Source organism: Mycobacterium sp. EPa45, from assembly GCF_001021385.1.
Taxonomy (GTDB): domain Bacteria; phylum Actinomycetota; class Actinomycetes; order Mycobacteriales; family Mycobacteriaceae; genus Mycobacterium.
Genome location: NZ_CP011773.1, coordinates 5,398,238 through 5,410,700, shown reverse-complemented (window position 1 = coordinate 5,410,700; position 12,463 = coordinate 5,398,238). Strand labels below are relative to the sequence as shown.

Genomic DNA, 12,463 nt, shown 5'->3' with positions numbered 1-12,463 from the left:
GTGCGTCAGGCGCCGAGTACTGCGATCGCGCACGAGCCGCCGCCGCCCACGGACTGGGCGAGCCCGACGCGGGGGTTGGCGACCTGGCGCGAATCCGCTTCGCCACGAAGTTGGCGCACGATCTCTGCCGCCTGGGCGAGTCCGGTCGCACCGATCGGATGGCCCCTGGCGATGCAGCCACCGTCGGTATTGGTGGGCAGAACACCGTCGTGTCCCAAACCGCCTGATTCGGCCAGCTTGATCACGCCATCCGAATCCGTCAGTCCCATGGCGATCAGCGCGGTGATCTCTTCGCTGGCGCACATGTCGTGCAACGACACCACACCGATATCGCCCGGCTGCACGCCGGCCGACGCATAGGCGCGTTGCGCGGTGGCGGTGATTTGCGAAGGCGGTCCGACCACCGGGCCGACCAGCGGCCATCGCGGGTCCTCGGGCCAGCTGGTCTGTTCGATCGACGACACGGCCACCGAACGGGCCGTCGCGTCGCGGGACACAACGACGGCAGCCGCGCCGTCCACCGAGGCGTGACACATCATCTTCGTCAGCGGCTCGGCCACGATGCGCGCCGCGAGTACCTCGTCCACCGTGACGGGTTGTTCGTTGCGCCGTGCCGCGAGCGGATTGAGACGGGCCTGGTTGTACGACTTGGCCGCGACCGCGGCGATCACCTCGGGCCCGCAGCCCGCGTCGTGGAGCCAGCGCGCCGCCTCGATGGCGTAGTGCGTCTGTGGCGGGAAGCGATCCCAGAAGCCCACCGCGGCCGGGACCACCCCGCCCGGCTCCAGCGATGTCGTCTTTTCGTAGCCGATCGCCAGCGCGGTGCGACACCGACCCGAAGCGACCGCCCAGACCGCGTGCCGCAGCGCGACCATCCCGCCCGCCGACGCGCTCTCCGTCGCGGTCACCGGAATTCCGGTGCGGCCCAACTCCAATGCGACTTTCAGCCCGGTCTGCGGTCCGGCCAACGCCGACGCGGTGAACACCTCTCCGATGTCGGGGTAGCCAAGTCCGGCATCCTCGAGCGCCGTTTGCGCGGCCCTGACGCCGAGCTCGGCTACTGAAACGTCGCCATGCTTGCCGAACGGGGTGACGCCGATACCTGCGATATGGGTGCCCGTCATGATGTGCCCGCCACGAACATCTCGACCTGTTCGTCGTCGAGCCGGCGATTGACGATGTTGCCTTCGGTGCCGGGCTCCGGCCGGTCACCGTCGACCAGGACCTGCAATCTGCCGGCTGGGGTGTCCACCCACGCGACGCTGTAGCCGTCCGTTCCGAATCCGGCGAGCGGGGACTTCGACGGAACGAACGTCGACGACCATACGGTCGCGGGGCGGTCAGGCGGTGGCATTGGAACGCACTGTCCTCTCGACGTCGATACGTGAACTTCCCAGTGCCGGTGGCGGGCCGAGCGGTACGGCACCTTCCCCGGCGAATCGCCATGGGAGACCGACCAATCGACCGCGGCGCACGTCAGGGTCGGGGTGGTCGATCTCGGGGAAGAAACCACGGGCAGCGAGGTGCGGATCGCTCACCAGTTCGTCGGCCCGGCGGATCTTCGCCGCGACGATGCCCGCGCCGCGCAACTTGAGCACCGCGTCGTCGGCGCGGTTGGTCGCGATCAGGGCTGCGACGGTTTCGATCCGGTCGGGCTCGCACTGCGCGCCCGTCAGTTCGACGGCAACCCACCGTTGGTTGGTGGTGGCGTACGCGCCGCGGTGCGCGGGCAGCTCAGCAACCACGTCCGACGTGGACGCCGCCGCGAGATACTCGGCGACGGTCGACGCCACCACCTCCGACATCGACAGGTCGATTACGGCACCGGTGGATCTGAGCGGACCCACTGCCCAGGCGGCGATGACGACAGCACCAACCACCGACGACAGCGGATCGGCGATGACGGTTCCGAGTCGCGCGGGTTCTCCGTCGGCGCCGGTGGTCAGCCCCGCAAGGCCGCCATACGCCTGAACGTTGTTGGCGTACACCCGGTATCCGGCGAGCGGGCCATCGGAGCCGAAGCCTGACACCCGAAGCGTCAATCGCCCTGAGTCGGCGAGGGCGGTCGGGTCGACACCCAGTCGCTGCAGCCGGGATGTGCCGACATTCTCGATCAGCACGTCGGACGAGGCCAGCGCAGCAGCGACATCGGCGGCGCCGTCTATCAGAACGCTGCGCTTCGAGTGATTGGCGACCGCGTAGTAGGCCCCGCGCTCGGGTCCGGCGATCCCGTCCGCGAACGGTCCGGTGCGCCGATAGATGTCCAGCCGGTCGGGATCCTCCAGACGCGTCACGTCGGCCCCCATGGCGCCCAGCAGCGCCCCGACGATCGGTCCGGCGAGTACATGGGTGAGCTCGGCGATCCGCAACCCCTGCAGCCCTGGCGCTGGCTGATGGTCTGCGTGGTGACCGCGCGTGACCGTCCACGGCGGCCCGAGCACTGTGGCGGTTTGCCCGGCGAGGCTTGCGGTTTGCAGTGCCGACCGGTGATCGAGCTGCGGGGAGGTCAGTAGTTCTCCCGGCTGGTTGACCGGAGTGGACGGCACACCATTGGCCTGCAGGATCGCCGCACAGTCCGCTTTGGCGCGCGTGCGCGTCCAGTCGGTCACGTGAGAGTTGATCAGGTCGGCGTGCTCGATACGGGCCGATCGCTCGTCGAGGCCGGCCGCCCAGTCCGGATCGCCGAGGGCGGCGAGCAGGCCCTTCCACTGGTGGTTTTCGACCGCGGTGATCCGGACCAGACCGTCACGACATCCGAAGACGCCCGACGGCGCCAGATAGCGCCCGCTGCCGGCCCGGCCGGGACACCGGTACATCACATGCGCGCACTCGGGCAGCGCGGCAGTGAAGATCACCGCTTCTTGAGCCGACACGTCGATGTGGACGGCGTCGTGGTCGCGATGGCGGCGGTCCAAGCCGTGCAGCGCGGCGAGGGCGGCGACGGCACCGACCGCCTTGGACGCGATGTACCCCGGGGCCGGGACGGGGCTGCCGGAGCCGTCCTCGATCGTGGCCAGGAGTCCGCCGCTGGCCTGTGCCACCAATTCGGCGACGGCCCCACCGGCGTCGGGACCGTCCAGGCCGAACTGGGAAATCGTGACGAGCACGGTGGCGGTGTCCGGCGGCGGCGTGGCCCCGTCGGCGATGACGATGTCGGCAGCCACCGTCGCCGGTTCGGCGGCATGCTCGAGAAGGTGCTTCTGCCTGTCGAGTACGAGATCGACGGCGGGTCGCGACCCTGCAGGAGTGTCGATCAGCGGTCCGATTCGCGGAATGTCCGAGGTTGCCGAACGGGTGACATCGGCTCCGAGACTTGCGAGCAGCGCGGCCGCCGCGGAGGCGGCAACGCCGTCACCGAGTTGCAGCACCCGTACGCCGGAAAGGAATCCGGCGGATGGCACAGTGTCGGTCATGCGCGGTCAGCTCCTGTGCTGGCGGTCGATCACAATAGACAATTGAACAGTAAACGTTCTATTGATGTCCATTGGCGCCCGGCCCCGGATGCTTCACACATTCACAGTTGATGTTCTAGTGTTCATAGTCATGGTGACCATGAAAGCCCTGTCCGACGCCCGTTTCGACGACGCGGAGTTCTATCTCGGCGATCCCAACGCGACGTTCCGCGAGCTCCGCGAGACCGACCCGGTGCACTGGTACGAGCAGGGCAAGTTCTGGGTCGTCACCAAGTATGACGACATCAAGACCATCTCGGCGCGACCGGAGAAGTTCAAGTCCGAGCGAATCGCGATCATGATGGATCTCATCGCCCATCGCGAGGGCCGCGACCCGCAGGGCTATGGGGGCCGGGGCATCTTGTTCATGGATCCGCCGGAGCACCGCGCCCACCGGAAGGCAATCGGTGTCAGGTTCACGCCCGCGGCCGTCGCGAAGCTCGAAGCGCGGGTGCGGCAGGTGATCGCCACGATCTTCGACGATCTGCCCGCCGGGGAGTTCGACTGGATCGAACGGGTCGCCGAACCGTTCCCGGTCTACGTTTTCGCGTACCTGCTCGGGGTGCCCGAGGCGGATTGGCCGAAGGTTGCCGGGTGGGCGACGACGATCGCCAAGGTGGGCAGCGGAGTTGCCGAGGACGGCGACATGGAGTTGATCTTCGGTGAGGTCGCCCCGTATCTGATGGAACTGGTCGCCGAGCGGGCCAAGGACCCGACCGACGACCTGCTGAGCATGCTGTCGCAGGTGCGGATCGATGGCGAGCCGTTCAACGAGATTCAGGTGATGACCTATGCGCTGACCCTGCTGGCCGCCGGCAGCGAGACCACGCAGAGCCTGATCGCAGGCATCGCAGCATGTTTCGACATGCACCCTGAACAAGCACAGCAGGCTTTTGCCGACCCGGAGGTGGGCACCAACGCCGTCGAAGAAGTGTTGCGGTGGTGGACCCCGGTGATGAGCATGGCCCGGCAGGCCGCCCAAGATGTCGAAGTCCGCGGCGCGACGATCCGCGAGGGCGACGGGCTGCTGTTGGCCTATGCCTCGGCGAACCGCGATGCCGAGCACTGGGGGCCCAGCGCCGAACTGTTCGACGTCCACCGAGCTGACGCCGCCGGGCACCTCGGATTCGGTGTGGGAGAGCACTTCTGCATGGGAGCCGCCCTCGCTCGCCGGGAAGCCCGCATGGTTCTCGACGAAGTGATCAAGCGGGCCAAGGGTATTCATGTCACCGGCGTGGCGGAGTTGCGGCCCTCGTCACTGGTGCACACCTACGACCGGTTGCCGGTGACACTCGACTACCGCTGAGCGTCTAGCGCGATTGCAGCCAGCGCGTCACCACCTCGCGATGGTGCGCGCGCGACCCGAGCATCGCCACGCAGGTCGCCGCGCGGCGCAGGTAGACGTGGGCGTCGTGCTCCCACGTGTATGCAATTCCCCCGAACACCTGGGTCGCGCCTTCGGGGACGCGGCGCAGTGAGTCGATCGCCCAGAACACGGCCAACGACACCAGCGCCTCGGTGTCCGGATGACCCAGTTCGCACGCGTCGGCGGCGCGATTCACCAGTGCGCGAGCCACTTCGATCGCTGAGCGCTGATCCACCAGCCGGTGCTTGATGGCCTGCCTGCTGCCGATCGGCCGGCCGAACGTCACGCGCACCTTCGCGTAGTCGACCGCGGCCTCGTTGGCGGCCGACGCGATCCCGATCAACTCCGATACTGTCGCGAGCTGCGCGCGAAACCGGGCGTCCCGGTGGCGGTTCGCCGCCTCGGCGCCGGTGGCGATCACGTCCAGCGGGGCATCGTCGAGCGAAATGCGCCCCGCCGGCGATTGATCGAGCGGCCGCTCGGCGTCACAGCGGACGCCGGGGCCGCTGGCGTCGACAACGCCCAGCAGAGGCTCGCCGTCGCGATAGGCGAGCACGAGCAGGCGGTTGGCGATCGCTCCGAACGGAACCAGCGGCCAGTGTCCTGTCACACCGGAGTCGGTCACCGTCGCTTGGGTGTCGTCGAGCAGCAGGGTGACGTCCTGGACGCACCGCGCCTCGCACCAGGCTGCGGCGGCCATCGACACCAGCGGAACGGGCAGCGCGACCGCGCCCGCCGCCTCGGCGAGCACACACAGTTCGCGCAGCCCGCCCCCGCCGCCACCCCGCGATTCGGGAACCATGACATCGGGCCAGCCCACGTCCACGACGGTTTTGCAGGCGTCAGCGTCGAAGCACCCGCCGGTCTGGCCGAGCAGTCGGCGGGTGCGCTCGACGGACCACGCGTGCGCGAGGATGTCGTCCGCAGCGGACCGCAATTCGGCCAATTCCGCGGCGGTATCCGCGACGTCGATCAACGACGGTTCGGAGTCAGGGGTCACGCGGCAGCCCCAAGAGTCGCTCGGCAATGACATTTCGCTGGATCTCTGAGGTCCCGGCGCCAAAGGTGGCGGCACGCATCAGCAGATAGCTCTTGGCGACGTTGCCGTTCTTCGCGGCGCCAGGGGACCCCCGTTCGAGGGTGCCGGCCGGACCGGCGAGGTCGAGTCCGAAGTTGGCCATCGCCTGGTCCAGTTCGGAGGTCAGCAGCTTGGCGACCGAGGCCTCCGGTCCGGGGCTGACGCCGCGCACGCCGGCCGCGGTTGCCTGAGCGGCAATTTGGCGTAACGCCTCGACCTGGGCGGCGAAGCGGACGATATGGTCGGCGACGTATTGATCGTTCAATCCGCTGTCGCTCAACGCATTCGGTTCCTGCGCCATGGCGACCAAGATGTCGAGCCGGCGCTCGATGCGGTGGGTACGGCTCTGGCCGACGCGTTCATAACCCAGTGTCGACTTCGCCACTCGCCAGCCCTGGTGCAGGGGGCCGAGAACGTTGGCCAACGGAACTCGTGCACCGTCGAAGAAGACTTCGTTGAACTCGGCGTCGCCGGTGATCTGTCGGATGGGCCGCACCTCGATGCCATCGGTGGCAAGGTCGGCGAGCAGGTAGCTGATCCCGTCGCGGGGCTCGGCCTGCGGATCGGTGCGTGCCAGGAAATAGATCCGGTTCGCATACTGCGCCTTGGACGTCCACACCTTCTGGCCGGTGACCACGAGATCGTCGCCGTCGATGGCGGCCTTCGTCTTCAGCGCCGCGAGATCGCTGCCGGCGTCGGGTTCACTGAAGCCCTGGCACCATACGTCTTCGGCCGAGAGAATGCGTGGCAGGTACTGCGAGCGCTGTTCGTCGGTGCCCCATTGGATGATCGTCGGACCGAGTTGGTTGATCGCGCTTCGGTTGATCGGTTCTGGCGCGCGGGCGGCAGCCATCTCGGCGTTGAAGATCAATTGCTGGACCGGAGTGGCGCTGCGCCCGCCGAACTCCGTTGGCCATGAGATGGCGGCGAGGCCCGCCTGGTGGAGCAGGTTCTGCCACAACCGCATTCGGTCGAGACGCCCTGTCTCACCACCCTGGCTCGATCGGATCTCCGTCGTCAGTGCCGATGCCAGGAATGCCTGCACCTCGTCCCGAAAGTCGCGATCGGCGGCCGACAAGGAGACACCGTAGTCACCGTCGCTCACGGCGAGCCCTTAGCCGAGGCCGCATCGGCCAACCATCCGGCCATCATCTCGTAGACTGCTTCGATCGCGTCGCGGGCGGCGGCTGCGTCGGCCTCGGTGGACCCGCTCGGGTCATAGTCGACGAGCCACGTCAACGTGGAGCCGCCGGTATCCGAGCCGCCGACCGTGACCAGCGCCTCGAATCGGCTCACGGGTAACGGGTTGTCGGAGATTGAATAGCCGAGCTGCATCCGGGTGTGGTCGATGCTGGTCAGCGTTTCGACGACGGGCGTGGCGCCGTTCCCGTGGATCGCCCGGCGCATCCCGACGCCTTCGCCGTGCACGTCGACCTGTCCGGCGACCGGGATCCAGCCGACGTCCGCAAAGTTCGACAGGACGCCCCACAGCGTATGCGGGTTCGCGGGGACGTCCTTGGAGATGGTGACCTGCGGCATGGGGGAAAACTATCACTCAATTAAACAGAGCAACACATGTTGTCCTGGTGTTCTATAGGAACGTGTTGCTGTACACCTGGTCGGATAGTGTCTTGGTGTTTCACAAATACGGAGGCGATTCACGTGGGTGACGAGGCGGCGAACGAGTTCGAGGCTGACGAGGACTGGGTGCGGTATGAGGTTGTGGAACGCCACATCGCGCAGATCACGATCAACCGGCCGGACCGGCGCAACGCGATTCTGTCCCCCGATATGCACGTGCTGTTCAAGGAGCGCCTTGATCGGGCCGAGGACGACGACGACGTGAAGGTCGTCGTGCTGGCGGCCGAGGGCAAGGACTTCTCCAGTGGTGACGACGTGCGGCGCCTCCCGGTTGAACAAGCCGGGCTGGTCAAGGGCACGCGCTTGCCGCAGACGGCGCGCTTGGCCAATGCCCGCCGGCTGCACCGGCACCTCACCAATTGGCTCGAGTTCCCGAAGACGGTCATCGCGGCGTGCCAGGGAGCCACCTTGGGTGCGGGGATGAACCTCGCGCTGGCAGCGGACATCCTCGTCGTCTCCGATGACATGTACCTGGCACGCCCGCAGGCGCGGATCGGCTTCGCCGGGTTCTCCACTGCCATGCCGTTGGCCTTGCTCAAACTCGGCCCGAACCGTGGCTATGAGGCAATGATCACCGGGCGCAAAGTGCGCGCGGCGGAACTGAAGGAGTGGGGGGTTGCCGCGTCGGTGGTCCCGGTCGACGGCTTGCGTGACGAGGCAATGCGCTACGCGCGGGCGATCGCGCACCACTCGGCCGACGGGCTGATGGTCGGCAAGCATGCGCTCATCACCTTCTGGAATGCCGTCGGGATGGCGCAATTCGGTGATTGGGTGCCGATGGGGCACAGCGTGTTCAGCAACCTGACCTGGCGGGACGACGAGTTCAACTTCATGAAGGAGCGCTCCGCCAGGGGCGGGCGCGAAGCGATGGCCGAGCTCGAGCGTCGGTATACCGAATGGGGCTTCGAGTAATTCGACAGGCAACAGATATACAGATCGTGTACTGATGTTCTGTATGCTCGAGTCACTGAAACGCAAGGGGTGAACATGGGTGTTCTCGACGGCCGTACCGCGCTGGTCACCGGGGCCGGACGCGGTATCGGGGCCGCGATCGCCGAGGGCCTGGCGGCGGAGGGGGCCACGGTGATGGTGTCGGACGCCGGGGTGGCGGTCGACGGCTCCGGTCACGATGCCGGACCTGCCGAGGAGGTCGTCTCGGCGATCAACGAACGCGGCGGCAAGGCATTCGCGGATGCCACCGACATCACCGACTTCTCGGCCTGCGGTGATTTGATCGAGCGTGCCGCCGCGACCCTGGGTGGATTCGACATCATGGTCAATGCGGCAGGCATCCTGCGGGACGGCATGGTGTTCAAGATGAGCGAGCAGGACTGGGACACGGTCATCGCCGTCCATCTGAAGGGCACGTTCAACCTGACCAGGCACGCCGCCGCGTGGTGGCGGGAGAACCGCGGCGGGCAGTACCGCCTGATCAACTTCACCTCGATGTCCGGGCTCCAGGGTGCGCCCAGCCAGCCCAACTATGCCGCCGCAAAAATGGGCATCGTGGGACTCACGTTCTCGTGCGCGAACGCGCTCAAGGGCTACGGGGTGCGGTCCAACGCCATCGCGCCGATCGCCGGTACCCGGATGACACAAGGCATCAAAGGTGGTGGGAGCATGGACTATTCGGCGTCCAACCGTCGGCTGGCCCCAGAGAACGTGGTGCCACCCGTGGTCTACCTGGCCAGCGAGCAGTCCGACTGGCTGAACCGCCGGGTGATCTTCGCGGGCAACGGCCGGATCAGCCTGATGTCCAACCCCGTCGTCGAGCGGGAGATCGTGTCCGCGTCCGGTACCTGGGACATTCCGACGGCATTCGCCGAGATCGAGACCTCGTTCAAGGAAGCGGTGCTGTACCCCAACATCTTCGACAAGCCACCCGCCAGCTGAGCGTCGGAAGGGGCGTGCGATGACCGCCATTGATGAGCCCGCGGTGATGGGAAAGGTGCCGCCGCGGTACGCATGTGGCGACACGTTCGTGCCCAAGACCCGCTACCTCGATCCCGAGTTCCTCCAGCTCGAACTCGAGCGGTTGTTCTCCGCGGTCTGGCAGCCCGCGTGCCGGGAAGAGGAGATCCCCGACGCGGGAAGCTATTACGAGTACACCATCGGCAGGCAGTCGATCATGGTGCTGCGGCAGAAGGACGGCGGTATCAAGGCGTTCTACAACGCATGCGCGCATCGCGGGATGAAGGTGGTACGCGGCGCCGGGTGCGCGGCGGGCAACGAACTGCGCTGCGAGTTCCATGGCTGGCGATTCGCGTTCGACGGGCGTTCGTCATTCGTCCCGTCCCGAGATGAGTTCCTGGACCGTCCGCGTGAGCAGTGGTCGCTGCGCCCGGTCGCAGTAGGAACGTGGGGCGGCTGGGTGTTCATCAGCATGGCCGAGGACCCACCGGATCTGCTGGAGTGGCTCGACCCCCTGCCGACCGCGCTTGCGCCGTTCCGGTTGGAGGACATGCGTTTTCGCTGGCGCAAGCGCACGTTCCTGAACGCCAACTACAAGACCGTCATCGACGCGTTCATCGAGGGTTACCACACTCCTGGCACGCATCCGCAGACGCTGCGACCGGTCCAGGGCCCGCGGCCCTCCGCGGAGCCCGCGCCGCCGCAGGAGTTCGTCTACGCCCCGTACACCCCGACGATCGCGTACAAGAACCATTCCCGGTTCATCTACACCGCACGACCGGACAGCGGCAACAAGGACACCGCACGCAAGCAGCAGGCTGCCAGGCCCGAGGTGTTCGCGAACTCGATGCAGTACAACTATCTCGAGGTCGGCTCGCTGGTCACCGAGCGGGACTATCGGGCGGCTCAGCAGCTGGCGCAGATGGAGCCCAGTGACATCCCGCCGTTCGTGCTCTACCACCAGATGTGTGAGGAACTGGCGCTGGCCGAGGGCGTCGACTTCCCGAAAATGACCATGGAGCAATACTTCGCCGGCAACGGGGACTGGCATGTGTTCCCGACCCTGGTGATCCTGGTGGAGAAGTCGTGCTTGTTGGGCTACCGCATGCTGCCCGATGCCGATGATCCGAATCGTTGTGTCTTCGAGATGTTTTCGCTGGAGCATTTCCCGCCCGGCGAGGTTCCGCAGACCAGTTGGCTGGAAGTGCAACGCTGGCAGGACCACGACGGCTGGGGCGAACTGCCGACGCAGGATCTGCGGAACATCGATGCGATCCACGCAGGCATGCACTCGCGGGGATTCACCGGGCTGTGGTTGAACACCGCGCAGGAGATGTCCATTCGCAACGAGCACGCCATCGCCGACCGGTTCATCTTCGGCGTCACCGACGATGATGAGCCCGCCGGTGACTAGTACGGGCAGGCCGCTGCCTGCCGTCACTGAAATCAACCGCCCCTATTGGACTTCCGGTGCCGAAGGAGTCTTTCGGCTGCAGCAGTGTCCCGACTGTGCCCGGCTGATCCATCCGCCCGCCCTGCGCTGTCAGCACGATCACGCGACGCCGCAGTGGGTTGCCCTATCCGGCCGGGGCACCGTCGAGTCATGGACGGTCAATCACCACCCGTTCTATCCTGGGTTCCCCACGCCGTACGTGATCGCCTTCGTCAATCCCGTCGAAGACTCCCGCGTTCGGGTGCTGACCAATCTCGTCGGGGTCGATCCGGACGAGATCTCGGTCGGTATGCCGGTCCAGGTTACGTTCGAGCCAGGTGACGACGGTGATCCATCCGACGTCGTCTGGTTTCCGTTGTTCACGGCGGAGCGCTGATGGCGGGGGCGCTGACCGAGAACGTGATCATCAGCGGGATCGGGCAGTCCGATATCGGTCGCCGGCTGGGTCGAGATCCGCTGCAGCTGACCGCTGATGCCTGCATTGCCGCGGTGGAGGACGCCGGTCTGACACTGGCCGACATCGACGGACTCACCACCTACCCGGGTGCCTCGATGGCGGGCAAGGGCTTCTCCGGTGCCGGTCTGCGCGAACTTCACGACGCGCTGGGTATCCGGCCCAACTGGGTGGCCGGTGGTGTCGAGTATCCCGGGCAACTCGGCGCCGTGGTGGACGCGATGCTCGCGGTCGCCGGCGGAATGGCCAACCACGTGCTGTGCTGGCGCAGTATCTGGGAAGGTACCGCCCAGGGCGCTGACCGCCGCCGTGGCTACGGCGTCCCATCAGGATCGCGGGCCGCGGGTCAGCTCGGCTGGCAATTGCCCTTCGGTGCGTCCGCGGCCAATCTGGCGGCGCTGCAAATCCGCGCACGCATGCACCGGTTCGGTCTGACGCGCGAGCAGCTTGCGAATATCGCGGTCGTACAGCGCGCGCATGCCAAGCTCAACCCCAAGGCCATCTACACCGAACCGCTGAGCGTGCACGAGTACCTGGATGCCCGGATGGTGTCGGACCCGTTGTGCCTCTACGACTGCGACATCGCCTGCGACGGTGCCACCGCATTCGTCGTCTCCCGCGCTGAACACGCTGCCGCCCTTGATCATCCGGCAATCACGGTCGAGTCGCTCGACTGTGCCCATCACGATCGGTTCCTCTGGGAGGGTGGCGAGGACATCACCCGGCTCAACTCGCGGTGGTCGACGATGTGGGACCGAACCGACTTCACGCCCGACGACGTCGACTACGCCTCGCTGTACGACGGGTTCAGTGTGTTCGTGCTGTGCTTCCTCGAGGACTTCGGCTTCTGCGGCGTCGGTGAGTCGGGGGAGTGGGTGGCCGACCCGCTGCGCTTCTCGCTCGGCGGGCAGCTGCCGATCAACACTGCGGGCGGCCAGCTTTCGGGCGGCCGGCTGCACGGCTTCGGCCATCTGCACGAAGCGTGTGTGCAGGTCCGCGGCGATGGGGGTGCGCGGCAGGTCGCCGGCGCTGAACTCGCGGCGTGCGGCGTGGGTGGCGCTAACAGCGGAACGACCATGATGCTGCTGCGACGCAGCCGATGATCAGG

At 66.8% G+C, this 12,463-nt stretch carries 12 protein-coding genes; 6 read left to right on the top strand and 6 right to left on the bottom strand.

Annotated elements, in window-relative coordinates; genetic code table 11:
- Nucleotides 1-5: 5 nt before the first annotated feature.
- From AB431_RS25595 to AB431_RS25585, 3 genes are read right to left on the bottom strand one after another with little or no spacing between them, the layout of a single operon-like run.
- Nucleotides 6-1,124: a thiolase family protein gene (locus tag AB431_RS25595; protein ID WP_047332304.1), complete on the bottom strand. Its 1,119-nt coding sequence runs from the start codon at nucleotides 1,122-1,124 to the stop codon at nucleotides 6-8.
- The gene (locus tag AB431_RS25590; protein ID WP_047332303.1) at nucleotides 1,121-1,354 is read right to left on the bottom strand and encodes a hypothetical protein; all 234 of its coding nucleotides are present in this window, start codon (nucleotides 1,352-1,354) and stop codon (nucleotides 1,121-1,123) included. The genes AB431_RS25595 and AB431_RS25590 overlap by 4 nt, the downstream gene beginning before the upstream one ends.
- Nucleotides 1,341-3,413: a CoA transferase gene (locus tag AB431_RS25585; protein ID WP_047332302.1), complete on the bottom strand. Its 2,073-nt coding sequence runs from the start codon at nucleotides 3,411-3,413 to the stop codon at nucleotides 1,341-1,343. Before AB431_RS25585 ends, AB431_RS25590 begins: the two co-directional genes overlap by 14 nt.
- Nucleotides 3,414-3,543: 130 nt before the next feature.
- Here AB431_RS25585 and AB431_RS25580 point away from each other — a divergent pair, with 130 nt between their 5' ends.
- Nucleotides 3,544-4,758, top strand: coding sequence for a cytochrome P450 (locus AB431_RS25580; protein ID WP_047332301.1), 1,215 nt, complete (start codon nucleotides 3,544-3,546; stop codon nucleotides 4,756-4,758).
- Nucleotides 4,759-4,762: 4 nt separating this feature from the next.
- Here the strand turns inward: AB431_RS25580 and AB431_RS25575 are convergent, their stop codons facing one another.
- From AB431_RS25575 to AB431_RS25565, 3 genes are read right to left on the bottom strand one after another with little or no spacing between them, the layout of a single operon-like run.
- Nucleotides 4,763-5,818, bottom strand: coding sequence for an acyl-CoA dehydrogenase family protein (locus AB431_RS25575; protein WP_047332300.1), 1,056 nt, complete (start codon nucleotides 5,816-5,818; stop codon nucleotides 4,763-4,765).
- A complete protein-coding gene (locus AB431_RS25570) occupies nucleotides 5,808-7,001 on the bottom strand; it encodes an acyl-CoA dehydrogenase family protein (protein ID WP_047332299.1) in 1,194 nt (397 codons plus the stop codon). The genes AB431_RS25575 and AB431_RS25570 overlap by 11 nt, the downstream gene beginning before the upstream one ends.
- Nucleotides 6,998-7,435 carry an SRPBCC family protein gene (locus AB431_RS25565; RefSeq protein ID WP_047332298.1) on the bottom strand — a complete coding sequence of 146 codons (438 nt, stop codon included), beginning with the start codon at nucleotides 7,433-7,435 and terminating at the stop codon, nucleotides 6,998-7,000. Before AB431_RS25565 ends, AB431_RS25570 begins: the two co-directional genes overlap by 4 nt.
- Nucleotides 7,436-7,558: 123 nt before the next feature.
- Between AB431_RS25565 and AB431_RS25560 the strand changes: the two genes are divergently transcribed.
- The 5 genes from AB431_RS25560 (at nucleotide 7,559) to AB431_RS25540 (ending at nucleotide 12,458) form a co-directional block, all read left to right on the top strand.
- The gene (locus AB431_RS25560; protein WP_047332297.1) at nucleotides 7,559-8,449 is read left to right on the top strand and encodes an enoyl-CoA hydratase/isomerase family protein; all 891 of its coding nucleotides are present in this window, start codon (nucleotides 7,559-7,561) and stop codon (nucleotides 8,447-8,449) included.
- 75 nt (nucleotides 8,450-8,524) lie between these two features.
- Nucleotides 8,525-9,430 carry an SDR family NAD(P)-dependent oxidoreductase gene (locus AB431_RS25555; protein ID WP_047333800.1) on the top strand — a complete coding sequence of 302 codons (906 nt, stop codon included), beginning with the start codon at nucleotides 8,525-8,527 and terminating at the stop codon, nucleotides 9,428-9,430.
- A 19-nt stretch (nucleotides 9,431-9,449) separates the two neighbouring features.
- Entirely contained in the window at nucleotides 9,450-10,862 is a 1,413-nt protein-coding gene (locus AB431_RS25550; protein ID WP_047332296.1) for an SRPBCC family protein, read from the top strand.
- Entirely contained in the window at nucleotides 10,855-11,277 is a 423-nt protein-coding gene (locus tag AB431_RS25545; protein ID WP_235435761.1) for a Zn-ribbon domain-containing OB-fold protein, read from the top strand. The genes AB431_RS25550 and AB431_RS25545 overlap by 8 nt, the downstream gene beginning before the upstream one ends.
- Nucleotides 11,277-12,458 (top strand): thiolase family protein, encoded by a 1,182-nt coding sequence (locus tag AB431_RS25540; RefSeq protein WP_047332294.1) that lies wholly within the window; start codon nucleotides 11,277-11,279, stop codon nucleotides 12,456-12,458. Before AB431_RS25545 ends, AB431_RS25540 begins: the two co-directional genes overlap by 1 nt.
- The last annotated feature ends 5 nt before the right edge of the window (nucleotides 12,459-12,463 follow it).

Coding starts and splice junctions, on each gene's coding strand:
- AB431_RS25595 (WP_047332304.1), bottom strand. CDS start 1,124: ATGACGGGCACCCATATCGCAGGTATCGGCGTCACCCCGTTCGGCAAG.
- AB431_RS25590 (WP_047332303.1), bottom strand. CDS start 1,354: ATGCCACCGCCTGACCGCCCCGCGACCGTATGGTCGTCGACGTTCGTT.
- AB431_RS25585 (WP_047332302.1), bottom strand. CDS start 3,413: ATGACCGACACTGTGCCATCCGCCGGATTCCTTTCCGGCGTACGGGTG.
- AB431_RS25580 (WP_047332301.1), top strand. CDS start 3,544: ATGGTGACCATGAAAGCCCTGTCCGACGCCCGTTTCGACGACGCGGAG.
- AB431_RS25565 (WP_047332298.1), bottom strand. CDS start 7,435: ATGCCGCAGGTCACCATCTCCAAGGACGTCCCCGCGAACCCGCATACG.
- AB431_RS25555 (WP_047333800.1), top strand. CDS start 8,525: ATGGGTGTTCTCGACGGCCGTACCGCGCTGGTCACCGGGGCCGGACGC.
- AB431_RS25550 (WP_047332296.1), top strand. CDS start 9,450: ATGACCGCCATTGATGAGCCCGCGGTGATGGGAAAGGTGCCGCCGCGG.
- AB431_RS25540 (WP_047332294.1), top strand. CDS start 11,277: ATGGCGGGGGCGCTGACCGAGAACGTGATCATCAGCGGGATCGGGCAG.